At 41.6% G+C, this 23,503-nt stretch carries 19 protein-coding genes and 2 pseudogenes; 16 read left to right on the top strand and 5 right to left on the bottom strand.

The annotated features are described in order from the left end of the window. Positions 1–3: 3 nt before the first annotated feature. A complete protein-coding gene (locus tag ACL6C3_RS11985; RefSeq protein ID WP_413167392.1) occupies positions 4–384 on the top strand; it encodes a hypothetical protein in 381 nt (126 codons plus the stop codon). A 51-nt stretch (positions 385–435) separates the two neighbouring features. On the opposite strand, the gene ACL6C3_RS11980 is transcribed toward ACL6C3_RS11985, so the two are convergent. Next, entirely contained in the window at positions 436–603 is a 168-nt protein-coding gene (locus tag ACL6C3_RS11980) for a hypothetical protein (RefSeq protein WP_413167391.1), read from the bottom strand. 424 nt (positions 604–1,027) lie between these two features. Here ACL6C3_RS11980 and ACL6C3_RS11975 point away from each other — a divergent pair, with 424 nt between their 5' ends. Beyond that, a complete protein-coding gene (locus ACL6C3_RS11975; protein WP_413167390.1) occupies positions 1,028–1,882 on the top strand; it encodes a glycoside hydrolase family protein in 855 nt (284 codons plus the stop codon). Between the two features lie 47 nt (positions 1,883–1,929). Beyond that, positions 1,930–3,033 (top strand): C39 family peptidase, encoded by a 1,104-nt coding sequence (locus tag ACL6C3_RS11970; protein ID WP_413167389.1) that lies wholly within the window; start codon positions 1,930–1,932, stop codon positions 3,031–3,033. 116 nt (positions 3,034–3,149) lie between these two features. Here the strand turns inward: ACL6C3_RS11970 and ACL6C3_RS11965 are convergent, their stop codons facing one another. Beyond that, the gene (locus ACL6C3_RS11965) at positions 3,150–4,241 is read right to left on the bottom strand and encodes an ISAs1 family transposase (protein ID WP_413160293.1); all 1,092 of its coding nucleotides are present in this window, start codon (positions 4,239–4,241) and stop codon (positions 3,150–3,152) included. Positions 4,242–4,539: 298 nt separating this feature from the next. Here ACL6C3_RS11965 and ACL6C3_RS11960 point away from each other — a divergent pair, with 298 nt between their 5' ends. The 4 genes from ACL6C3_RS11960 to ACL6C3_RS11945 all read left to right on the top strand — a co-directional run bounded on the left by ACL6C3_RS11960 (position 4,540) and on the right by ACL6C3_RS11945 (position 10,192). After that, complete coding sequence (locus tag ACL6C3_RS11960) at positions 4,540–6,486, top strand: caspase family protein (RefSeq protein ID WP_413168307.1); 1,947 nt, start codon at positions 4,540–4,542, stop codon at positions 6,484–6,486. Between the two features lie 250 nt (positions 6,487–6,736). Then, positions 6,737–6,862 (top strand): hypothetical protein, encoded by a 126-nt coding sequence (locus ACL6C3_RS11955; protein WP_413167388.1) that lies wholly within the window; start codon positions 6,737–6,739, stop codon positions 6,860–6,862. Continuing rightward, positions 6,849–8,921, top strand: coding sequence for an NACHT domain-containing protein (locus tag ACL6C3_RS11950; protein WP_413167387.1), 2,073 nt, complete (start codon positions 6,849–6,851; stop codon positions 8,919–8,921). The genes ACL6C3_RS11955 and ACL6C3_RS11950 overlap by 14 nt, the downstream gene beginning before the upstream one ends. Before the next feature lie 212 nt (positions 8,922–9,133). Continuing rightward, on the top strand, positions 9,134–10,192 hold the full coding sequence (locus ACL6C3_RS11945) for a CHAT domain-containing protein (RefSeq protein WP_413167386.1): 1,059 nt from the start codon (positions 9,134–9,136) through the stop codon (positions 10,190–10,192). 246 nt (positions 10,193–10,438) lie between these two features. Here ACL6C3_RS11945 and infC read toward each other — a convergent pair. Both infC and ACL6C3_RS11935 read right to left on the bottom strand, forming a co-directional pair. Further along, positions 10,439–10,997: pseudogene (gene infC / locus ACL6C3_RS11940) on the bottom strand (translation initiation factor IF-3). Positions 10,998–11,144: 147 nt separating this feature from the next. Continuing rightward, positions 11,145–12,068 carry a histone deacetylase gene (locus ACL6C3_RS11935; protein ID WP_413167385.1) on the bottom strand — a complete coding sequence of 308 codons (924 nt, stop codon included), beginning with the start codon at positions 12,066–12,068 and terminating at the stop codon, positions 11,145–11,147. Positions 12,069–12,277: 209 nt separating this feature from the next. On the opposite strand from ACL6C3_RS11935, the gene ACL6C3_RS11930 reads away from it, so the two are divergent. The 9 genes and pseudogenes from ACL6C3_RS11930 to ACL6C3_RS11890 all read left to right on the top strand — a co-directional run bounded on the left by ACL6C3_RS11930 (position 12,278) and on the right by ACL6C3_RS11890 (position 22,996). Beyond that, complete coding sequence (locus ACL6C3_RS11930) at positions 12,278–13,027, top strand: DNA gyrase subunit A (protein ID WP_413167384.1); 750 nt, start codon at positions 12,278–12,280, stop codon at positions 13,025–13,027. After that, on the top strand, positions 12,951–14,903 hold the full coding sequence (locus tag ACL6C3_RS11925) for a DNA gyrase C-terminal beta-propeller domain-containing protein (protein ID WP_413167383.1): 1,953 nt from the start codon (positions 12,951–12,953) through the stop codon (positions 14,901–14,903). Before ACL6C3_RS11930 ends, ACL6C3_RS11925 begins: the two co-directional genes overlap by 77 nt. A gap of 65 nt (positions 14,904–14,968) precedes the next feature. Continuing rightward, positions 14,969–15,160: a hypothetical protein gene (locus tag ACL6C3_RS11920; protein WP_413167382.1), complete on the top strand. Its 192-nt coding sequence runs from the start codon at positions 14,969–14,971 to the stop codon at positions 15,158–15,160. Positions 15,161–15,257: 97 nt separating this feature from the next. After that, positions 15,258–15,491: pseudogene (locus ACL6C3_RS11915) on the top strand (4a-hydroxytetrahydrobiopterin dehydratase); the annotation flags it as partial. A gap of 44 nt (positions 15,492–15,535) precedes the next feature. Continuing rightward, positions 15,536–16,405 carry a GGDEF domain-containing protein gene (locus ACL6C3_RS11910; protein WP_413167381.1) on the top strand — a complete coding sequence of 290 codons (870 nt, stop codon included), beginning with the start codon at positions 15,536–15,538 and terminating at the stop codon, positions 16,403–16,405. Positions 16,406–16,569: 164 nt separating this feature from the next. Continuing rightward, positions 16,570–18,099 carry an apolipoprotein N-acyltransferase gene (gene lnt, locus ACL6C3_RS11905; protein ID WP_413168305.1) on the top strand — a complete coding sequence of 510 codons (1,530 nt, stop codon included), beginning with the start codon at positions 16,570–16,572 and terminating at the stop codon, positions 18,097–18,099. A 61-nt stretch (positions 18,100–18,160) separates the two neighbouring features. Beyond that, entirely contained in the window at positions 18,161–19,567 is a 1,407-nt protein-coding gene (locus ACL6C3_RS11900; protein ID WP_413167380.1) for an ABC transporter substrate-binding protein, read from the top strand. Then, entirely contained in the window at positions 19,557–20,933 is a 1,377-nt protein-coding gene (locus ACL6C3_RS11895) for an ABC transporter substrate-binding protein (RefSeq protein ID WP_413167379.1), read from the top strand. Before ACL6C3_RS11900 ends, ACL6C3_RS11895 begins: the two co-directional genes overlap by 11 nt. A gap of 23 nt (positions 20,934–20,956) precedes the next feature. Then, positions 20,957–22,996 (top strand): ATP-binding protein, encoded by a 2,040-nt coding sequence (locus tag ACL6C3_RS11890; RefSeq protein WP_413167378.1) that lies wholly within the window; start codon positions 20,957–20,959, stop codon positions 22,994–22,996. Between the two features lie 11 nt (positions 22,997–23,007). On the opposite strand, the gene ACL6C3_RS11885 is transcribed toward ACL6C3_RS11890, so the two are convergent. After that, on the bottom strand, positions 23,008–23,421 hold the full coding sequence (locus ACL6C3_RS11885; RefSeq protein WP_413167377.1) for a hypothetical protein: 414 nt from the start codon (positions 23,419–23,421) through the stop codon (positions 23,008–23,010). Positions 23,422–23,503 lie beyond the last annotated feature (82 nt).

The raw sequence follows: 23,503 nt of genomic DNA, 5'->3' as shown, positions 1-23,503 counted from the left end.
AGAATGAAACGATTTACCTTGTTTACTTTCCTGTATCTCGCGCTAGGAGTTTGTCTAACGGCGATCGCGCTTGGATACCCAAATCTGCCTTCGGGTCTTCAAACCAGCCTGTTCATCAATGCAGGAGTATCCTACCTTGTTTGTATTCTCAGTACCTTCCCATTTTGGCGGGAGACGACGATCCGCTTCTATCGCAGACGGAATAATCCATCAGTCATCCTATCCTCGTTGGTGATTGGAGTGAACATTATTGTGACGATCTGGGAGCTTCAGAGTCAGAACTGGGCAATGGAAGCCATTTTACAAGGGTTTTCGCGGCTAGTAGTTGTTTTACTGTTTGCTGAAAACATTGTGATTATAAGGCAAGTGAATTCTGAACATTAGTGTCTAGAATATTCCCGTGCGCGAGAGTTACGAAAACTAGCCATCGGGACTTCAACTTGTAGAATTAGCTGATTCATCATTATTGTTTAGCTCTAAATCTTCAGTAATGATTCTTTTTAGATGTTCAACCATTTCTTCAATCCTGACAAAAGTATGAGCTTCCGTATCCGATAAATATTCTGCAATTCGTCCACCAATCCATAACTCATGTGGAGCCATATTTTGAGTTTGAAGATTCCAAACCAAGTTGGGTACTGATCTATTACCCTGCGAGTCCTGATCAAAACTATATAAAATTTTGGGACAAACATCATGAGTCCACCGAAAAATTAGACTTTATCAATTTTTAGCTGGTCACGATCAGAAATAACTCTTTAATACGAAACGACTTGAGGGCGAAACAGCCTTCGGTTGTAGTTGGATTCAATTGGACATCCAAATAAAGTTCGGGGAATCCCCGAAGTGAAATCAGTTCCCCTACTGCTCAAACTCAATGCTGAAGGGGAATTCAGCCCTATAGATTCTCAATTGGCTTGTGTGCAGTTTCTCTCTCTATTCTAGACCTATAGCTAGCGCAGAGGTCAAAAGAGCCAACCTAAACACGATGAACTTGGAACGGAAAACATTAGGGTGAATTAACATCATGGAAAGAATACTGAAGATTTTTGATGATTATCGAGTCTGCGAATTTGAAGGAAATCAACCCCTGCGAGTTGTAGATACTCAAGGAAAAGTGCAACTGTTAATCAAAGCGTTGCAGTTCACGTTGGCGGATAGTTTTATGATCGAACAAGTTGATTCAATTCCTCGGGGAGAAGTGATTCCACCTCGCAGCAGTAGCCGAAAAATTAATAGGGAAGGAATTAATCTGATTAAAGCCTTTGAAGGGGTTGAACTTCAAGCTTATCTCGACGCTGTTGGTGTGCCGACCATTGGTTACGGACATACAAAAGATGTGTTTTTGGGAATGAAAATTACTCGGGCTGAAGCTGAGGAATTATTGCGCCAAGATATCGAAGAATTTGAAATTGCCGTTGAAGATGCGGTACAAGTTGAGATTAATGAAAATCAATTCTCGGCTTTAGTTTCCTTTTGCTTTAACTTGGGAGCGGGTTCGTTATTTCAGTCAACTCTTTTAAAACTACTCAATGCTGAAAAATTAGAAAAAGCCAGCCAAGAATTTCCTCGCTGGAATAAAGCGGGGGGTCAGCCTTTACTGGGTTTAACACGCCGACGCATGGCGGAACGAGCCTTATTTTTGGGCAGACCTTGGCAACCTTTTCTAGAGTATGAACTGCTTCATTTGACCCAACCAAAAATTCAAAGTGAATACGTTCGTTATATTCAGAATGGACTGCAAAAAGCGGGATTTGATGTTCAAGCCAATGGCATTTTTGATCGGGAAACCGATACCGCTATCAAGGAACTTCAAAGACAAAAAGGCTTTGTTCCGGACGGCTTAATAGGGCCGATCACCGTCACCGCATTGGGCTTGTAAAACCGACTCATCTGTTCAAATTGTATACAATAATCACAGCAAAAACCATGCAATACATCCTACATTTCAAAACCGATTCCTACCTGAAACGCTTTCCTTTTGCTCCCGAAAAAGTCTCACCCGAATATCTCCTATTCTATAAAGCGGGTGATGAAATATCCATCAGCGACTACACGCCGAACTTACAAGGAAATCACATCCGGGTCATTTTAGAAAATGTTGATGTCCGTTCAGTTTCTCTCGAAGATATCGAGAAACAATACTATTGTTTGGCGGGTGAAATCGAAATCTTTAACGCAGAAGCTGCTCGCGGAAGTCGTGATGCTCAACAATTTCCGCCAACCCTTCCACCCAAAGTTAATTTAGAGGTTCCTTTCCACACCCAACACAACAATCAACAGAATCCTAGCGGCGCTTGTAATGTAACTTGTATCGCCATGATCTTGAAATATTACGGGGTTGATTCTCGCACTCCAGATGATATTGAACGCGATGTTCAACTCGAAGATGTTCTTTATCTTAAAACAACTCAATGGGATGAGGAAAATGGATTTACTGGGGGTTCTCAAGCCCGTCATCAACCCACATTTTTGATGCGATTGTTGCGGGAGTGGGGACAAAAATATGGTCAAGGTGCATTACAAAATTCCCATTTCAAAGAATTCGCGTCTGAAAACGACATGAAACAGCACATTGCTTCGGGAAATCCGGTCGTTATTCATGGTTACTTTACGAACTTTGGTCACATTATTGTTGTCAAAGGTTATGACGAGACAACTCGCGAATGGATTTGTAACGATCCGAACGGAAAATGGTTGGGATATCAAGGCGGATACGATAAAAATGTTAGCGGCGAAAATGTTCGTTATCGCTACGATAACGTTCGCGAAGTTTGTCATATTGGCGGCGGAATTTGGTGTCATTTTCCCGTTCCTCGGGTGTTACGTCTCGCCGAACCGTTCACAAAAGGGTCTGATGTTCTTCAAGTGCAAACTGCATTGAAAAATCTGGGTTACTTGATAGACAAAAACGGAGAATTTGACAAAAAAACGGGCGATGCTGTTAAGCAATTTCAACAAGAAAAAAACTTAACTGTTGACGGTGTTGTTGGCCCCGCAACTTGGGCAAAATTGCTTGTAAGTTTTGCTTAAATCTTGACCTCTCCCCCAACCCCTCTCCTACTTTGCAACTTTTAGTTAAATCTTGACCTCTCCCCCAACCCCTCTCCAATCCCCCCTTGATCCCCCCTTAAAAAGGCAGGGCCGTTTCATTCTAACAAAATCCAAAGCCTAGACCACCTGTTATTAAGCCATCTTTGACCCTCTGTAATTGACACAAAGCCTAAAAGTCTAAAAAGATTAATTGCAATAGTTTGAAGAATCGATAAATTCGTTCGTGCTTGAAAGTGAGCTATAGAAGAATCATCTTCTTTGAAGATCACATCCTTGACCCAATGCAAGCGATTTTCAATTTGCCAATGACCTTTTATTTTTTCAGAAAAATAATCGGCTTTTTCCCAAACGCTACTGATGTAGTAAGCGACTTGATGATAGTCCTTTTTACCTCTTTTACCCCATCTTTCAACTCGGATTAAGCTTTTAATTTCATACCAACTAGATTTCAGGGAATCTATACTCTTGAAGACAGCTACTTGGCGTTGAATTTGGCGACCATGACTTTTATCTTGCTCTATCTTGATACTCAAAGGCTCTTGATTGTGGGCGACAGACTCTAGAGCTTGATACAATTTTTTTTGATTCTTTTTGACGGTGATTAAGTAGTGATTTTTTGATTCAATAATTTTTTTAACGGTTTGCTTTTGGCAGTGCAAAGCATCCAGAGTAAATACTTGATTCTTCAGGGGAAAATCTTCGATGATTTCTTGGACTTGCTTAATTTCTGAACAGCGTTTGTTCTCAAAGCAATTTAATCCCAATACAACTTGATATTCTTGACTGTACAAGGAAACAAATGAAACAAAGTTTTGATGAGAGTTGCCAAAATTGTCTACAGTGCTGCCTAAGCTTTTGCCATCAATACAGACCCAATCCCTCAAATCATCAGATTCACATAGACTACTAGACCATTGATTAAAAATGTCCTGAAGATTTGACCAGTCTACTCCCATCAGAACTCGTCTTATGGTTGATGAAGATGGAACTTTTGGGGATGAAATCTTAAATTTTTTAACAATTAGCTGTTGATTGGCTTTGGCAAAATCTCCCATCGCTCTATACCCTAAGTATCCCTGCATCGCTGCCAAAATTACTATCAATAGCACCAACCATAATGGATGCCTTCTGCCCTGGCGGCGGCGAAAGTCCTTGACTTTTTTAAGTTCTTTAATTAGACTATCCATAGATAAAATTTAAGAAAAAACTGGCGATTGCTATCATTTTACATCCGGCGCGATCGCCAGTTTTATTGTTCAATTCCCGCCTTTAAGAATCAGAGTGGAACAAGCCGTTTGAGTCAGGCGATCGCTATGTTTTTCTAAGATTTTAGGTGTTCTGAAGAAAAAAGGGGTGAAACTGCTTCCAATTTTAGCTCCTCGCGATCGCAAAATTTTAGAATGAAACAGCCCTGCCCTTAAAAAGGGGGGTGGGGGGTAAGGCGAGGGGAGTAAGGAGAAAAGTTTAAGAGGTTGCGTCCGAGATATTACGTTAGTTGAGGAATATCTCAAGAAAAGCTACAACCTCAAAGACGAACATTTATTAAAATTAACCTCGACCAATGATCCCAATAATCCCAACCAACCCTTAGAAGATTCGAGCCTATGGCCAAGTTATAAAAACATGGTCGCCAAATTCAAACAAATCACCGAAATGGCTCGACCGAATGACCGAGTTTATATTCACTATTCCGGTCATGGCGGACGCACACCGACAAATTACCCTGATTTAAAAGGTGATCAGGGAGTTGATGAAACCTTAGTTCCAAATGATTTGGGTACAAATGATGGGCAACATTTGCGGGATTTAGAGTTAGCTCAATTGCTGCAAAATATGGTCAAAAAAGGATTAATTGTTACCGTTGTATTGGATAGTTGTCATTCGGGGGGAGCAAGCCGAGATGAAGAAAAAAGCGGTTATTATGTTCGGGGTTTAGATATTATTGACACCACCCCCCGACCCACAGAAAGTTTAGTTGCTTCTCCCGACAAATTAATGCAAACTTGGGATAATTTAACAGCAGGAGGACGCAACGTTACAGCAGCAGGTTTGCTACCTCAACCCAAAGGTTATACGCTGTTAGCAGCTTGTCAGGATAATGAATCTGCTTACGAGACAACTTTTGAAGGTCAACGTCACGGAGCGATGACCTACTGGCTGATTAATTCCCTCAAAAAATTGGGTTCGCAAATCACCTATCAATCCCTTCACAATCGCTTACTCGCTAATATTAACAGCGATAATAATAAGCAAACTCCGATGTTGCATGGTGAAGGCGATCGCTTATTTTTGAATAGTGAGGGAACATCCTATCAATTGGCGGTTCCGGTGATGAATATCGATGCTGCAAAAAACCGAGTACAGTTAAAAGTTGGGGAAGCAACGGGTGTATCCAAAGGTGCAGAATTTGTGATTTATTCACCCGGAATTAGCGATTTGAGTCAAACGGATAAACGAGTCGCCGTTGTGCAAATCACAGAAGTCTGTGCGGTCGATTCTTGGGCAGAAATTAAACAGTTACTCGAAGAAAATACGTTTGAAAACATCGAAAAAGGAGCCAGTTCATTACTTCTGAATCCCGGCGTTAAACTGGTTCGTAAAGTTCGTTTATTACTGACAGATTCGGACTTTTCCGAACTGGAAAATATCAAATCAACCGTTCAAGGTCATCATTATATTGAGTTTGTATCCGGCGATCGCGTTGGCGATGATTTTGCCTATCAAGTTCGTGTGAATGAAAGCGGCGAGTATGAAATCCTCAATAAAGTGGGAGAACCGATTTCTAACATTCGACCCGCTTTAAAAGTCGATGAACCGGAAGCCGCAGAAACTCTGATGAAACGTTTAGTTCATCTGGCTAAATATCAGACAATTTTGCAGCTTAACAACAACGATCCCGCATCAACTTTAGCCGGAAAAATCAAAGTCGAATTGTGTAAAGCTGGAGTTGGACGCGAACTTATACCTTTCGATGAACCCGGTAATATTCCGACTGTTGATGTCGATGAATATGCGTATATTCGCATTCGCAATGAGTCTTCTCAAACTCTGAATATTACTGTACTTGCAATTCAGCCAGACTGGAGTATTGTTCAGCTTCATCCTAGTGGTTCAGGCTATGAAATTTTAGAAGGTGGAAAAGAATTACCTCTTCGTTTCAATACCAGTCTTCCAGAAGGTTATACAGAAGGGGATGACATTCTTAAAGTCTTTGCAACAGTCACAGGAACGAGTTTTGATTGGTTACAATTACCCGCATTAGATCAGCCAAAAATTGAAATAACGGGTAAATCAGCGAGTAATCCGCTAGAAGAATTATTCTCGGCGATCGCCAACGACGATTCCAGTGAAAAGAATGTAACTCGTGCAGTTTTTGCGAGTGATGAATGGACAACAGAACAGGTTAAATTGGTGGTTAAAGAAAGTCTCTAATTTCCGTCCAAAAATCCCCCCAACCCCCTTTTCTACCCCTGGCCATCAAAAAGGGGGAGTGAGGCCATTTCGGCCCTCGGTTATTGGCTACCAGTCAAGAGGGTTTGGGGGGTCAAGGCCAATTTCGGATCAAGTTAATATGTCCCATATTTGTGTGACTTTACCCTTGGAATTAATTTGGAGATACTTAAAGTATTGGCTAGATTAGAGTCACAGTTGAATTAGGAATTAAGTTTGTGATCAGGTATTTATGAGCGAACAACCCAATCTAAACCCGAGGCTCAATATGGATGGTCAAGCATCGCTGTCCATTGGTCGTTCTCAAGTTAGTCAAGCGGCCTGGACGGGATGTAATTCAGAGCATGACTATCTATGAGAATGTAAATTTTTCAGGTTTATTTCGTCGAGAAGTTAAACCCCCAACCCAACAAGAATATCGCTTCCGACAAAAACTATTGAGCCAAGTTCAAGAGTTTTGGGTAGAGAATGTTTTAGAAAGGTCACTGCATAATCTAGCGATAATTGAACTCGGACTGGAAGAACGACCCGATTTGGTAGAGCGTCGTTTCAGTAATGTTCAAATCTCCCCAGAACAATCACAAAAACCTTTATCTACAAGTCGAGGAATCACCACTGCATTTAATCAGATGGGAGAGGGGCGAACGCTGCTAATTTTGGGTGAACCCGGCGCCGGAAAAACGACTATGTTGTTGAAATTGGCACGGGATTTAATCACCAAAACTGGTGAGGATTTGAATCGACCCATACCTGTGGTTTTTAACTTATCTTCGTGGGCTAAAAAACAGCAAAAAATAGCCGATTGGTTAGTCGATGAACTTGAGAGCAACTATGGCGTTTCCAAGTCTCTGGGTAAAGCATGGGTAAAAGATCAACAATTGTTACTTCTACTGGATGGTTTGGATGAGGTGCGAGCCAAACATCGAGAAGATTGTGTAGAAGAAATCAATCAATTTATGAAAGACTATGGAGTAACGGAGATGGTGGTCTGTAGCCGAATTAAAGACTATCAAGCCCTCTCAAATCGCCTACAAGTGCGGGGTGCTATCTGCGTTCAACCTCTGACATCAGAACATATTAATCAGTATCTAAACAATGCTGGGGAACAACTTCAGGGAGTCAAAACCCTATTGCAACAAGATACAGCGATGCAAGAGATGATGAAATCTCCCCTGACTCTCAGTATTGTCAGCATGGCTTACAAAGATATCTCTGTTGAAAATTTACAGCAATTCGGTTCGATTGAAGAACGTCGTCACCATCTTTTTGAAACATATATTGAGCAAATGTTTCAGCGTCATGGACGTGCTATGAGGATGAAATATACCCCAGAGCAAACCAAACATTGGCTGACTTGGTTAGCGACTCGGATGGTGCAGGAATCTCAAACTGTATTTCTCATCGAAAAAATACAACCTTCTTGGTTGGAAATAAAAGCAGAACGTATCTTTTATCGGATTACCAGTGGATTAACTTCTGGGGTAATTTTTGCGGTAATTTTTGGGCTAATTTTTGGACCTATTTATAAGCAGATTTCTGGGGGAGACTATGGGCCAAGTTCTGCGCCGATTTTAGGACAGCTTTTAGGAGCAATTTCTGGGCTGATCTTAGGGCTGATTGTAGGACTATATGAAGGAGAAATAAAAACCGTCGAAAGCTTAAAATGGTCGGGTAAAGAATTTCAAAACAGTCTGAAGAAAGGGCTGATTTTGGGAGGGCTTGGATGGGTAACTTTTGGAGTAATTTTTCAGCCAATTGGAGGGCTATGTTATGGGCTAAGTTCTGGACTATTGTACTGTATTAATCAAGGAGTAAAAGGGGCAGAAGTAGAAAACAAAAAGGTTTCAAATCAAGGAATAAAAAAATCTGTTTTTAACGCTTTACTTATTGGTAGCATCGGCATGGTTATGGGAGGAGCAATCGGATTTTTTGCTTCACAACTTTTTTATTATGTAGAGGATAGTTTTTGGATTTGTCTAGGAGGATTTTGCCTAGTTTTGGGACTAATTCTCGGAGGCTGGAATGCTTGTATTAAACACTTCACTTTACGTTCTATGCTTTACAAAAAAGGTGTTGCTCCCTGGAATTATGCTCGTTTTCTGGACTACGCCACAGAACTAATATTCCTGCAAAAAGTTGGGGGCGGTTACATCTTTATTCACCGGATGCTACTCGAACATTTTGCCCAAGTTGAACCAGAGACTATTCCAAAAAATTCAGTTCAAGTTTCTCAGTCAATAGACCTAATAAATGCGGTTAATTCAGAAGAACTTGAGACTTTAAAAACCGTTGAAGCGTTAGAACCCGAATCAGTTTATAATAAAATTTGTGGAAATTGCCAACATGAAAATTCATCTGACTTTAACTTTTGTTCCAAGTGTGGAACCGCACTAAATTCTGATAGTATTTCTAACTAAAATTGTAACATCAATTCTTTATGAAGCTGCATCTAATTGATCCCCCCCAACCCCATCCCCCCGGCTATATCCTTCGGATAGGCAACGCCTTCGCCACCCCCCTTTCAAAGGGGGGGCAGGGGGGATAAGGAGATACGGCTGACGGCACTCTACGCGAACATCAAAAGTTGCATAATTAGAAAGAAATGGTATTACATCAAGGAGATTAAACTATGAAGAAAATACTGATTTTATTATCCAATCCCAAAAATTCGGTTCAGTTGCGTTTGGGAGAAGAAATCCGCGAAATCAAAGAAGCATTGAAACAGTCAAAAAATCGAGAACAATTTCAAGTTGAGAGTGAGTCAGCCGTTCGGGTGAAAGATTTGCGACGAGCATTATTAGAATATGAACCTGCAATTGTTCACTTTTCGGGTCATGGTTCTGGGACTAACGGACTGATATTAGAAAATGATTCGGGAGAAACTCAACTCGTCAGTAGTGAGGCTTTAGCCCAACTTTTTAAACAGTTTCAACAAGAAGTTCAATGTGTTGTTCTCAATGCTTGCTACAGCGAAGAACAAGCCAAAGCCATTCATCAATATATTGATTGTGTTGTGGGGATGAATAAAGCCGTTGGAGATGTTGCAGCGATTAACTTTTCGACGGCGTTTTATGAAGCGTTGGGTGCGGGAAAATCCTATGATAAATGTTTCAACTTTGCTTGCAATTCGATTGATTTAGAAGGAATACCGGAGTCGGATACTCCACAAATTCGGTATCGTCCTCGACATTATATTTCCGATATTCAGGAAACTCAGCAAGCAAAAAACACAGATGATTCATCTTTTCAACCTATGTCTGAACAATCTCAATCTCCATCAATAACCCTTAGTGATAACGCCACCTGGAATCTATCAAAATCTCAATTTGGGGGTCAAATAATAGGGCGTGATAACATTCAAACTCAAAACTTTTATTCAGATCAACCTGAAAAACAACTAACCGTTACAGAAGTTGTAACGTTAATTCAGAAAATAGAAACAATTTTTCAGAATACAGATTTACCCGCAACCTATCAGGAAAAAGCTCAGAACTACATAGAAAATGCTCAAGAAGCAGTTCAGGAAGACGAACCCGATAAAACTTATGCAGCCAAAAGTTTACAAAAAGCCAACAAAGTTCTAAAAGACGCGAATCTCTGGCCAAAATTCCAACCCGAATTACAGCCTTTATTCACTCAGTTAGAACCTTGGTTAGAAGTCTCATCACAAACTTTATCTAAGTTCTAATTCCTATTGTTTCCCTCTCCCCGTAGTCGATAAACAGTTACAGGTTACTGTTGTTTTAGTATGTGCAAAAAATTAGCACTTTATCCAAGAAAATCTGAGCCGAAAGGGTAGTTTTTTCGTCCAGAAATTAGCAGCTTATATGCGAACCTATAAAACCGACACAAAACGATGGGTAAAGGTGGGAATCTGCACAAAGGTTACCGCTCCCACCTCGGCGAGTCCCAGGTGGGAGAGGTTTGATCATTCCTACTCTTGTTCTGCTTTTTTAGGAGTTAACAACATCGTTATGCGGCCCCCCTTCTCGCTTCGGAGATTGTTGAACTTGGGCGAATTCTTCGAGATCCGTCGCCATTCGATCTAATAAATCTTTAGCCAGTCCACCATGAAGGTTTTCTCGTCCTCGCATCGTCACCGTTGCTTTCACTTGGTTCCCCGACTTTAAAAACCGTATGGCATGGTTGACGCGCACCGAATAATCATGATCTTCAATTTTGTAGCGCATCTTCAACTCTTTGAGTTGACTTTTATTCGACTGACGGCGATTTTCTTTACTTTTTAACTGTTGATATTTGTATTTACCGTAGTCAAGAATTCGACAGACTGGTGGTTTGGCTGTATCACTCACCAATACTAAATCCAAGTCTTTGTCTTGAGCAATTGATAGCGCTTCTTCGGGGGGCATGATTCCCAAATTAGAACCATCCTCGTCAATTGCTCTGACTTCCTGAAAATGGATATTTTCATTAACGGGCGTGGTATTTTTTTTCGGTCTGGGATTTCTATGTTTCACTAAGCAGAACCTCATCTTAACAGTATATTTCTATTATGACCGATGGAAAACGATCCCCGTCAAGCGTCAAAAGGTAGAGATTGCCCCCCAATTCCCCCGCGAGTCAGAGCGATCGCTAATTTCATTTTCCTTGTCAATCGGCTCAACTTTTTTAAGCTTTTCTTAAGCCAAACAGGATTCAATCGTCGCCACCACCGACTGCGCCAGACTCGCCAGATCGTAACCGCCTTCCAATCCAAAGACAATTTTTCGGGTGAATTTTAAACAATATTCGGTGAATAATCCATAGTCTTCGGGACGCAAAGAAATATTCGCCAACGGATCATCATGGTTGGCATCGTAACCCGCACTCACAATCAACAAATCCGGCTGAAAATCTTTAAAAAAAGGTATGACTTTGTGTTCAAATGCTCCCCGGTATAATTCCCCCGTACTTCCCGGAGACATGGGAATATTTAAAACATTATTGTAAGCCCCCCGTTCTCGTTCAAAACCGGTGCCGGGATAGCAAGGAGATTGATGTAAAGAACAATAAGCCAGGTTGGGATTATTTTCGATAATCGCCTGCGTACCATTGCCGTGATGCACGTCCCAATCGAGAATCGCAACTTTGTTGATTTCAGGCTGTTGTAAAGCATAATGGGCCGCGATCGCCGCATTGGAAAATAAACAAAATCCCATCCCCCGATCGGACTCGGCGTGATGTCCCGGCGGACGGGCCAAAACAAAAGCCGGTTGCTTGCTTTGCAGAACCCGGTTCACCCCGTCTAACCAAGCATTCACCGCCAATAACGCCACATCGTAACTTTCGGCCGAAAGCGGCGTGTCGCCATCGAGATAACCCCCACCCTTGACAGAAATCGCCTCCACCCGCCGAAGATGATCGGCCGTGTGAACCGCTTCGAGTAAGGGTTTGAGCTTGTTTTCAGACCCCGGAACCGGCGTCGGCAACTGCCAGTCAATTTCTGATGCCCAAGGTGCGGATCTCAGCGCCTTGACAATCGCACTCAACCGCTCGGGGCGTTCGGGATGAAGCAAACCGGTTTTGTGTTCGAGGAATTGATCGCAATAGATAACGGTGATCATTTGTCTGGTGTCAATAAAATTCAATAAATCTCAAGATAGATCAGCTTGTTTAACTGTCAATCTTAAACAACAATCTTAAACCCGTTTATGGTATAATTTTAGAAGATAGTGAAGTTAATTTGGGAATGACTTAAAGATAAACAAATTTTATCAACTTTTTGCCGATTCAAACACAGTGAATTGAGAATTTTAAGGGAGTTTTTTATCAAATGACCACTTCAGAGGAGCGCATTGTTCCCCGGGATCTGCGTGAGGAAATGCAGCAATCCTATTTAGAATATGCAATGAGCGTCATTGTCGGTCGCGCATTGCCAGATGCGAGGGATGGTTTCAAACCCGTACATCGTCGCATTCTCTACGCCATGCACGAACTCGGTTTAATGCCCGATCGCCCCTTCAGAAAGTGCGCCCGTGTCGTCGGGGAAGTCCTGGGTAAATACCACCCTCACGGCGATGGAGCGGTTTATGATGCCCTCGTCCGCATGGCCCAAAATTTCTCCATGCGATCGCCCTTAATTGAAGGTCACGGAAACTTCGGTTCGATCGACAACGACCCGCCGGCGGCGATGCGATACACCGAATGTCGCCTACAATCGCTCACCTCCGATGCAATGTTGCGCGATATCGACGCCGAAACCGTTGATTTTGGCGATAACTTCGACGGATCGCAGCAAGAACCCCTGGTTTTACCCGCCCGCATTCCCCAACTGTTGCTCAACGGTTCCTCGGGAATCGCCGTCGGGATGGCCACCAACATTCCCCCCCACAACTTGGGCGAACTGGTAGACGGGTTGGTGGCGATGATTCACAATCCCGAGATCAGCGATCTCGAACTGATGAAATACATTCCGGGGGCCGGATTTCCCCACCGGGGCGAAGATTTTGGGCCGAACGGGAATTCGCGAAGCCTACACAACCGGCCAGGGTTCGATCACCATGCGGGGCGTCGCTCAAATTGAAACCCTGCAACAGCGGGGACGCCCGGAACGAGAAGCGATTATTATCACCCAACTTCCCTATCAAACCAACAAAGCGGCGCTGATCGAAAAAATCGCCGAAATGGTTAACGATAAACGCATCGAAGGAATTTCCGATATTCGCGATGAAAGCGATCGCCAGGGAATGCGAATCGTTGTGGAATTAAGACGGGATGCTTACCCCCGAGTTGTCCTCAATAACCTCTACAAACAAACCCCCCTACAAACCAATTTTGGGGCGAATATGTTGGCGTTAGTTAATAGCAGACCCGAACGCCTCACCCTAAAACGATATCTAGAAGTTTTCCTCGAATTTCGAGTCGAAACCATTCGGCGACGCACCGAATACGAACTCAGAAAAGCCCAAGAACGAGATCATCTCCTGCAAGGATTATTAATTGCCCTCGATAATTTAGACGCAATTATTAGCCTGATTCGTCATGCGGCAGATACCCCGACCGCCAAACAAGAACTCATCGATAGATTTGAACTCTCCGAAGTTCAAGCCGATGCAATTCTACAAATGCAACTGCGGCGTTTAACCGCATTAGAAGCCCATAAAATTCAGGCAGAGCATGAAGAATTGCAAAATGTAATTGCCGATTTGCAAGATATTTTAGCCCGTCGGGAACGAATTTTAGAAATCATTGAAACCGAAGCACTCGAACTCAAAGAACGTCACGGTTCGCCCCGACGAACAGAAATCGAACACACCGAAGGAGAACTCGAAGATACCGATTTAATTGCCAACGAAAAAGCAATTATTTTGTTAACCGAACAGGGCTATATTAAACGAATGCCCGTCAATACCTTCGACGCTCAAAACCGGGCAACTCGCGGTAAATCCGGCGCCAAAATGAAAGAAGATGACGGCATCGATCACTTCTTGAGTTGTTGCGATCACGATAGCATTTTGTTCTTTAGCGATCGCGGAGTGGTTTACTGTCTCAAAGCCTATCAAATTCCGGTCGCTTCCCGCACCGCCAGAGGTGTTCCGATGGTGCAAATGTTGCCCATTCCCAAACAGGAACGGATTACATCTATCGTCGCCGTTAGCGAATTTAGCGATGATGATTATTTGGTGATGTTAACCAAAGGCGGCTACATCAAGAAAACCGAATTATCTGCTTTTAGTAATATTCGGGCAAATGGGTTAATTGCCATTTCTTTGGGTGAAGGCGACGAATTGCGTTGGGTAAGACTGGCAAAAGTAGACGACAGCATTATTATTGGTTCGCGACAAGGGATGGCAATTCACTTTAGAACCGATCACAAACAATTGCGCCCCTTAGGACGGGCAACCCGAGGCGTAAAAGCCATGAAACTCGGTAAAAAAGATGAACTGATCAGCATGGATATTTTACCCAGCGCCATTGTTTCAAGTATTGCAGAAAGCGAAGAAACCGAGATAGAAGACGAGGAAATTTTAGAGACGGAAACCGAAGAAACCACCGTTGAAAATAACCAAGAATTGGCGATTATGGTGATTACTGCGGGGGGATATGGTAAACGAGTTCCCGTGTCTCAATTCCGACTACAAAATCGCGCCGGAAAAGGGATCATCGCCACCAAGTTTAAACAGCATCTCGCCAGCGATGAAGTCGTCGGGTTGCAGGTAGTTAACCAAGACGATGAGTTGATGTTAATTACCAGTCGGGGTATTATTATTCGTCAGACGGTGAATGCGATTCCCACTCAGTCTCGCAGTGCAACTGGAGTCCGAGTTCAACGCCTCGATGATGAAGATGCGATCGCTGCGGTGGCTATTGTTCCCACTTCTGATGAAGAAGCGGAAGTCGAAGCCGAAACGGAAACCGAAGTCGAAGTTGAAGCCAAAGTCGAAGATTCAGAAGAATAGATCAAACAGTTCGGAATGGGGAATTTTGCAGCAATTCCCTGTTCCTAATTTAGAAATTTAGGACGATGGAAATTTTTTCATTCATCACAACGAGTTTCATCAGCAATCAATCTTTATCTATTCAAAATATTCCCCCGGTCTTAGCACAACAAACCGAAACCAACCGAAGCCGACGGTTAAGTGATGCCGAAATAACCCAACGTTTGCAAGCGCTACCCAATTGGAAACGGGAAAATCAAACTCTTATCAATGGATAATGGATAATGGATAATGGATAATTAATTAATCAGGTTGAAGACCTCTCCTTATCCATTATCCATTATTAATTATCAATTATTGAATTATACCCATAGGTTTAACAACTTTATAGAAGCCGTTAATTTTATCAACTGTTTAGTAGAACCCGCAGAAAAGTTAGGTCATCATCCCGATATTTTTCTATCCTACAACACCGTAAAAATCAGTCTAACGACTCACGACAAAGGCGGATTAACCCCTCTAGACTTTCAACTTGCCGAAACGATTTTGAAGTTAATAAACAATTTTTCTCAAACTCTCGGAAGATCGTGTAAAATTGATCCATCCTAAAAGCGTTTCAGGGGAACTGTGGAGGCAGTTGGTTATATGTTATTATGCAAAAAAGAATTATTGGCTATTTAGAACGTCAATCCGATTTGATGATTGTTGGGTTGAGTCTGATTCTCGCTTTAATTATTGGTTGGATTGATTATTGGGTTACAGTTGATGTAAACCTCTCCATTTTTTATTTATTTCCCATCACATTAGCGACTTGGTTTTCTGGAAAGTATAGCGGCTTAGTGTTAGCTGTATTCAATACAATTTTATGGGCTAATGCCGATCTTTATGTAAAACAATATTCAAATTCCTTGTTTATCTATTGGAATATTGGAGTCAGACTTGCATTTTTTTCAATTGTTATTTATTTACTTGTCTCCTTAAAAAAAGCCTATGAACGAGAGAAAAAATTAGCGAGAATTGATGGATTGACCGGCGTTTATAACCGAAGTTTCTTTATCGAAACCCTAGAAAATGAGATTCAACGCGCCCAACGATATCATTATTCAATAACTTTAGCTTATTTAGATATCGACTATTTTAAAAAAGTTAACGATAAATTTGGACACAATATAGGCGATCGGCTTTTACAAGATATCTCGAATAGTCTCCAAAAATCCCTCCGTCCTACCGATCTTGTCGCCCGTTTAGGTGGGGATGAATTTGCTATCCTTTTACCCCATACTAACCTAGAAGAAGCCAAAGCCGCTCTCGATCGCGTTTATGAACAGCTTTTACGCTTAAACCGAGATCAACTCAGTTTTGTGGGGTTTAGCATGGGTGTGGTGACTTGTTTAACTCTTCCCCCATCTATCGATATCTTAATCGAACAAGCCGATCGGTTGATGTATTCGGTTAAACATACCGGAAAAAACCGCCCGGAATATGCACTCTTTGATCCCGTTTCTCAAAAAATAGATTTATAATCTTGATTGAAGAATAAATTTTGATTTCCATGAAAACTGAAAAGAATAAAACTCCAACTCCAAGTTTGCAATTGTCCCGATCTCAACAATCTCTTTTAAATTATTTTAAACATTATTTTCAACAAAACTATCAACTCGGACTGGTTTTATTAGCCGGAGTCTTAATGGGATTAGCCGCAGAACCGACAGGCTTTTGGCTATTAGCATGGGTGGCGTTAGTTCCGTTGTGGGTTGTTGTTCTTCGGTCAAAAATTAAAAAAACTTCTGTTTTACCGTTTGCGATCGCTTGGGGAATAGGGTATCACGGAACCGTTCTCTTTTGGATCACCGGAATTCACCCGATGACCTGGTTGGGAGTTCCTTGGTTGGCGAGTTTAGCCATTGCCCTTTTTTGTTGGAGTTTTATCACCCTTTGGGGCGTGGGACTGGTCGTTGTTTGGGCGAAAATCTTATCAATAATTAGCCGAAAAATATCCGAACAAAATCTCAATTCTATCTTAACTCGGGTATTAGTTGGAACCGCCCTTTGGTGCAGTTTAGAATGGTTTTGGAGTCTGGGTTCTCTCTGGTGGTCATCCCTCTCACTCACTCAAAGTTTTGGGAATTTAGTGATACTTCATCTCGGACAAATTTCCGGCCCAAATACCGTAACTGCGGCGTTAGTTGCGGTTAATGGATTGATCGCAGAAGCTTGGCTGATTAACACCTCAAGAAACCGAATCGAAACCCGAACCAAAATCGCGATATATTTACTCCCGATTTTGTGTTTTTCTCTGGCTCATTTGGTCGGATTTTATCTCTACATTCAACCCTTAGAATCCAACCCGGAAACCGCGTTAAAAATTGGCATCATTCAAGGGAATATTCCCAACAAAATTAAACTCTATTCGGAAGGATGGAGAAAAGCGTTACAAGGCTACACAACCGGATATAAAACCCTCGCCGATCAGGGTGTAGATGCGGTACTGACTCCCGAAACCGCCCTTCCCTTTTTGTGGAAATCTCCCGCCCGTTATCAAAGTTCATTTTATCAGGCAATTTTAGAGAAAAATGTCGTCGCTTGGGTGGGGAGTTATGGTCAAGTCGGAAATCGGATTAGTAATAGTTTATTTACCGTAGATGGCGAGGGAAATATGGTCAGCCAATATGATAAAGTTAACTTGGTTCCTTTGGGGGAATATATTCCTTTTGAATCGTTTTTAGGGCGTTTTATTAATCGATTATCCCCCTTAGATTCTCATCTGGTGAAAGGCGATCCCAATCAACAGTTTAAGACGCCTTTTGGTCAAGCGATTGTCGGAATTTGTTATGATTCAACCTTCGCCCGACATTTTCGCCGCCAAGCCAAAAGCGGGGGAGAATTTATATTAACGGCTTCCAATAATTCTCATTATTCTGCGGGAATGTTAGCTCAACACCACGCCCAAGATGTGATGCGGGCGATAGAAACTGATCGCTGGACCGTCAGGGCGACAAATACAGGTTATTCTGCGGTGGTTGATCCGCATGGAAAAACCCTTTGGATATCGGAAATGGATACCTATGAACTGCATATCGGGACAATTCAACCCCGACAAACCCAAACGCTGTATGTTCGTTGGGGAGATTGGTTGACCCTGGTTTTACTAATTTTAAGTGGGGTAACGATTGCCGTTAATTTGACTCTCAAAATAAAATCAGTAGTTTCAGATTGAAAATTGCAGGTTATAACGGAAGAGTAATGTTAGACCTTCTCCATCAAAACCTGTTTCCAGAATGAAATTCAAACTAACTCTTGTTTTTTTGTTTCTGCTGAGTTTAGTCTTGGTGACTTGTTCCCAGTCAATTCCTGAGAGTTCCCTACCCGTTCCTATCAACAATAATGATTCATCTGTTAGGATTTGGTGGACGAACGGATATTATCCCGAAGAAGATGAAGCCATTCAACAAATCGTTCAGCAATGGGAAAATGAAAGCGGTTTCAAAGCCGAACTAAACTTTTTAGCCGAAGAAGTTAATCTTCAACGAACTAAAGCGGCCATTGAAACCGACAATCCCCCCGATATCGCGTACAATCCAAAAGGAGAATTTGCACTCAATCCCCGCGTAGCTTGGGAAGGAAAAGGATCGGAAGTTTCCGAAGTTCTAGAACCGATGAAAAATCGCTACAGTTCGAGTGCAATTCGTTCGACTTTTTTGTACAACAGTTTGACTAAAAATCGGGGGTATTATGCCGTTCCGATTCATCAACAAACCTTGCACATTCACTATTGGCGGGACTTATTAAATGATGCCGGATTTACAGATAGCGATATTCCCAAAGAATGGGATAGATTCTGGGAATTTTGGCAACAAGTCCAAGATAAACTGCGGGAACAAGGACAACAGAATATTTACGGAATCGGTTTGAACTATTCAGCCGAAGCCAACGATACTTTTTATGAATTTGAACAGATTTTAGCCGCCTACGGTGTGAATTTATTGGATGAGAATGGTCAATTGCAAATTGAAGATCCGGAAGTTCGCCAAGATTTAATTGAAGTGTTAAAGTGGTATACAGACTTCTATAAAAAGGGATATGTTCCAGAAGATTCTATTGATTGGCTACCGGCGGATAATAACGTTAACTTCCTGAATCGCCGCCTGGTAATGACGTTAAACCCTACTCTCTCAATTCCCGCTTCTCAACGTTCAGATGAACCCGTTTATCGCGATCAAATTGTGACTGTAGAATTTCCTAAAAATCCGGATGGAAATCCGCCCCAATACCTTGTTTCTGTTAAACAGATTTTGAGTTTTGACGCCTCGCCCAATCAAGAGGAGGCTAAAAGTTTTCTATCTTTTCTCGTTCAACCTGAAGTGATCAACCAATATTTAAAACAATCGGCGGGGCGTTATTTTCCCGTGATACCTGAACTGCTTTCCGATCCTTTTTGGAAGAATGTAGACGATCCCCATATTTCGGTTGCCCGTCAACAATTTGCTTCAACTCGTCCGATAAACTCTATGTTATATCCCGCTTATGCTCAACTCTTTGCTGAAAATATTTGGGGTCAAGCCATAGAAAAAATAGTCGTTGAAGGAGTCTCAGCAGAAGCCGCAGCCGATGAGGTGATTCAAAAAATAAAAACAACATTTACAAAATGGGAACGGTTGAAGTCTGGAGAAAAAAATGAGGCATAAATTCATCATCATTTTACTGTTTTTATTCAGTTTAATTTTATCCACTTGTAGCGGTCAAACCCCGCCCACAGGAACTTCAGTTGATCTCAACCGTCCCCTAACCATTTGGTGGAATCGGGGCTATTATCCCCAACAAGACGAAGCCATAGAAAAAATTGTCGCGGACTGGCAACAACTAACCGGAAATTCCGTAGAATTGTTATTTTTTAGCGAAGATGAAACCCTTTCTAAAGCCATTCAAGCCTTAGAAAACGGTAATCCTCCGGATATTTTATTCTCAGAAAGAGCCGAATATACTCTAACTCCTCTCTGGGCAAAAAAAGGTAAATTAGCCGATGTTTCCCCCGTGATTGAATCCGTAAAAACCCGATATACTCCCGTCGCGTTAAGATCGGCTTCATTCCCCAACCAGGTCGCCAAAAAAACTTCTTATTATGCTGTTCCTTTGATGCAGCAAAGTCTTCATATTCACTATTGGCAAGATTTAATTCAAAAAATGGGTTTACCCGAGTCAATTCCCGAAGATTGGCAGGGGTTTTGGAGCTATTGGAAACAGGCTCAAGAAACCTTATTACTACAAGGACGAGGTAAGATTTATTCTCTCGGAATACCGATGTCTGTAGCTTCTTCTGATACCTATTGGGTGTTTGAACAGATTCTCGAAGCTTATAACGTTCAACTGATGAATTCAGACGGTAAACTTTTGGTCGATCAACCCCAAGTTAGAGCCGGAATAATCGAAGCGTTAACTTGGCTGACCAATCTTTATAAAAGTGGGTATATTCCTCCCAACGCGATTAACTGGTTAAATGCAGATAATAATACAACTTTTTTGAATAAAATGACCTTGATGACCTTAAATGTAAGTTTATCAATTCCCGGTTCCCAACAACAAGATGAAGACATCTATCTCAACCAAATGGCAACGATAGAATTTCCCAATAAACCCGATGGAGAACCCATGAAATTCCTGACTTCAGTCAAACAAGCTTTAATTTTTGCAGAGAGTCAAAATCAAACCTTAGCCCAAGAATTTCTCACGTATTTAGTACAACCCGATCATTTAGAAGAATATATTAAAGGAGCCGCAGGACGATATTTTCCAGTCATGCCTGAACTGTTTTCCGATCCGTTTTGGAATAATCCGAATAATTCTCATGTTTTTGTAGCAGCGAAACAATTACGAGAAGGTGAAACTCGTTCTTTGTATCAAGTATTCAACCCCGCTTATGGTCAAGTTTCTGCCGAAAATGTTTGGGGTGAAGCCATTCGCAAAGTCGTTGTAAATGGTGTTTCCCCCCAAGTGGCAGTTGATGAAGCAATTGAGCGGATTAAAGAAATTTTTGTTCAATGGAAAACCCGTTAAAGATTCAGAAGGAAAAAGCGAGGATGAAACCCTGGAAAAATAGTCTATTGATACAGCTTGTTAGCTCATTTTTATTGCTTTCATTAGCGATTGTTTCTTTGGTGGGTTTCATTGCCTTTTCTCAAGCGAAAACCTCTTTAAAGCAATCCGTTTTTGAGCGACTGAGTGCAGCCGCATCCCTGAAAGAACAAGAGTTAAATCGTTGGGCTAGGGATCAAAGTCTAACGGTGTTATCTTTAGCTCAGTTACCGGAAATTCGCACTCAAGCCGAAGTGCTTTTAAAGAACAATGATGAGCGAGAGAGTCTAGCGGTTTTACAAGATAATTTTACCGCTTTTATTACCCATCAAACGGGTTTAAAAGAAATATTTCTTCTCTCCCGTTCGGGTCGAGTTTTAGTCTCAACAAATCCCAGTCAAATCGGTTTATATAAACCTTTGGTTCAATATAGTTTAGTCACGCCCGACTCAACGGAAGGATTTATTTCTAATTTTTACCGTTCGCCCGAGAGCGGAAAACCTCAAATTACCTTTGCAATTCCTCTGTTGAATTCCGAGAAAAAACAACAGGGAATTCTCGCCGCTCATTTAAACTTAGATCGAATTGATGAAATTATTCGTCAAAATACGGGCTTAGGAGACACGGGAGAAACCTATTTAGTTGGGAATGTAGGCAGTAGTTTATCAAGTCGTTACGTGTTTCTTTCCAGTCAAGAATCGAACTTAGTAGAGTTTTCTGAAGGAATTGACAGTTTGGCAATTCAAGAAGCAATGCAGGGGAAAAATGGTCGGGGACTTTATCGCAATTATCGGGGTGTATCGGTGATGGGAGTTTATTATGCTTTGCCCGGACAAGATTTAGCTTTAATTGCCGAACAAACCCAAACAGAAGCCTTTGCTCCCGCCCAACAATTAGCCAGTTCAATTTTTATCAGCGGTTTGGTTTTATCAAGTTTAATGGCGGTGGGAATGTTAATGTTAGGTCGTCGAATTGTTAGACCCATTAAAGCCATTGCTGAAACCGCCCGTTTAGTCAGTAAAGGAGATTTGAATCAAACGGCACCTATACTCAGCCATAACGAAATCGGGATGTTAGCCTATACGTTTAATCAAATGATTGAACAATTGAGATTATCCTACCAACAGTTAGAAGATTATAGCCATAGCCTCGAAGAAAAAGTTGAGGAAAGAACTCAAGAAATTCGCAAAAAAAATCAAGATTTAGAAGCCACATTAACCAAACTCAAGCAAACTCAAACGAAACTGGTTCAACAGGAGAAAATGGCGAGTTTGGGTCAGTTAGTTGCCGGAGTTGCCCATGAAATTAATAATCCCGTTAACTTTATATATGGAAACGTAGAACCGGCTTATGAATATGCCCAGGATTTGTTAAACTTAATTGAGCTTTATCAAAAATACTATCCCCAACCCCATCCTGAAATTCTTGATGAAATCCAAACCATTGAATTAACATTTATTCAAGAAGATTTTATGCAATTATTGGATTCGATGAAAGAAGGAGCCGAACGCATCAAAGACATTGTTTTATCCCTGCGAAATTTCTCTCGACTTGATGAATCTGAACAAAAACAAGTTGATATTCATCAAGGGATTGAAAGTACCCTTCGCCTGTTACAAAACCGCCTGAAAGCTCAATTCCAACATCCCGAAATTAAAGTGATTAAACAATATGGTCAACTTCCTCTAATCAATTGTTATCCCGGTCAACTGAATCAAGTTTATATGAATCTTCTCAGCAATGCCATTGATGCTTTAGAAGCTGATGAAAACCTGATAGATCCTCAAATTTACATTGGTACAACCGTCGTAAATAATAGGATTCAAATTCGGATTGCAGACAACGCTTCTGGAATAAAACCCGAGGTCTTAGAAAAAATATTTGACCCGTTTTTCACCACCAAACCAGTCGGGAAAGGAACGGGTCTGGGTTTATCAATTAGTTATCAAATTATTGTGGAAAAGCACAAAGGAAAGCTTCTTTGCTATTCTGAACTCGGACAAGGAACCGAATTCATTATTAAACTGCCGATTAAAACGGCTTAGGCTTTCAGACATTAAACCGACAGCGCAATTCCCGTAATTACGGCAATAACAAGTCCAATCAAAATGAATACCAAACCAATAATCACCAACCAGTATTGCAAGGTGTAAAGCTTGCGAAGTTCCCCCAAAGCCATCATTAAATTCTCAATATCTGTCCCCGCAGTTGTGACAATTTTCTTGAATGCTTGGGCGGCATTTCTCGTCCAGATACCAATCAACAACGAGAAAGCACCTTGAATGATATTACCTAAAACAATCCCTGCTGTTTCCGCCGTCCCAAGGGCCGTAAATATATTGATCACTCCGGTAAGAATCCCCAAGGTACCGAACGCAATCAACAAAATTGCCACAAAATTCATTTTTTTGGCTAAATCCCCGATTAACTCGTTCTGACTGCTGCTAAACTCATACCCTGATGGTGTCATGGTATTACTCTCCTATTCGTTCTAGCTCTATCATCATTGCAGACCGGGCCACGACGAGCAACAGAACTTAATTTAATGTAAA

Origin of the sequence: Capilliphycus salinus ALCB114379, from assembly GCF_047276495.1 — a bacterium.
Taxonomy (GTDB): Bacteria; Cyanobacteriota; Cyanobacteriia; order Cyanobacteriales; family Microcoleaceae; genus Capilliphycus; species Capilliphycus salinus.
This window is presented reverse-complemented; position numbering and strand designations above follow the sequence as displayed.

Bases quoted from the DNA above. Each gene is read 5' to 3' on its own strand.
- ACL6C3_RS11985 (WP_413167392.1), top strand. From the start codon at position 4: ATGAAACGATTTACCTTGTTTACTTTCCTGTATCTCGCGCTAGGAGTT.
- ACL6C3_RS11980 (WP_413167391.1), bottom strand. From the start codon at position 603: ATGGCTCCACATGAGTTATGGATTGGTGGACGAATTGCAGAATATTTA.
- ACL6C3_RS11975 (WP_413167390.1), top strand. From the start codon at position 1,028: ATGGAAAGAATACTGAAGATTTTTGATGATTATCGAGTCTGCGAATTT.
- ACL6C3_RS11970 (WP_413167389.1), top strand. From the start codon at position 1,930: ATGCAATACATCCTACATTTCAAAACCGATTCCTACCTGAAACGCTTT.
- ACL6C3_RS11965 (WP_413160293.1), bottom strand. From the start codon at position 4,241: ATGGATAGTCTAATTAAAGAACTTAAAAAAGTCAAGGACTTTCGCCGC.
- ACL6C3_RS11955 (WP_413167388.1), top strand. From the start codon at position 6,737: ATGAGCGAACAACCCAATCTAAACCCGAGGCTCAATATGGATGGTCAA.
- ACL6C3_RS11950 (WP_413167387.1), top strand. From the start codon at position 6,849: ATGACTATCTATGAGAATGTAAATTTTTCAGGTTTATTTCGTCGAGAA.
- ACL6C3_RS11945 (WP_413167386.1), top strand. From the start codon at position 9,134: ATGAAGAAAATACTGATTTTATTATCCAATCCCAAAAATTCGGTTCAG.
- ACL6C3_RS11935 (WP_413167385.1), bottom strand. From the start codon at position 12,068: ATGATCACCGTTATCTATTGCGATCAATTCCTCGAACACAAAACCGGT.
- ACL6C3_RS11930 (WP_413167384.1), top strand. From the start codon at position 12,278: ATGACCACTTCAGAGGAGCGCATTGTTCCCCGGGATCTGCGTGAGGAA.
- ACL6C3_RS11920 (WP_413167382.1), top strand. From the start codon at position 14,969: ATGGAAATTTTTTCATTCATCACAACGAGTTTCATCAGCAATCAATCT.
- ACL6C3_RS11910 (WP_413167381.1), top strand. From the start codon at position 15,536: ATGCAAAAAAGAATTATTGGCTATTTAGAACGTCAATCCGATTTGATG.
- lnt (WP_413168305.1), top strand. From the start codon at position 16,570: ATGGGATTAGCCGCAGAACCGACAGGCTTTTGGCTATTAGCATGGGTG.
- ACL6C3_RS11900 (WP_413167380.1), top strand. From the start codon at position 18,161: ATGAAATTCAAACTAACTCTTGTTTTTTTGTTTCTGCTGAGTTTAGTC.
- ACL6C3_RS11895 (WP_413167379.1), top strand. From the start codon at position 19,557: ATGAGGCATAAATTCATCATCATTTTACTGTTTTTATTCAGTTTAATT.
- ACL6C3_RS11890 (WP_413167378.1), top strand. From the start codon at position 20,957: ATGAAACCCTGGAAAAATAGTCTATTGATACAGCTTGTTAGCTCATTT.
- ACL6C3_RS11885 (WP_413167377.1), bottom strand. From the start codon at position 23,421: ATGACACCATCAGGGTATGAGTTTAGCAGCAGTCAGAACGAGTTAATC.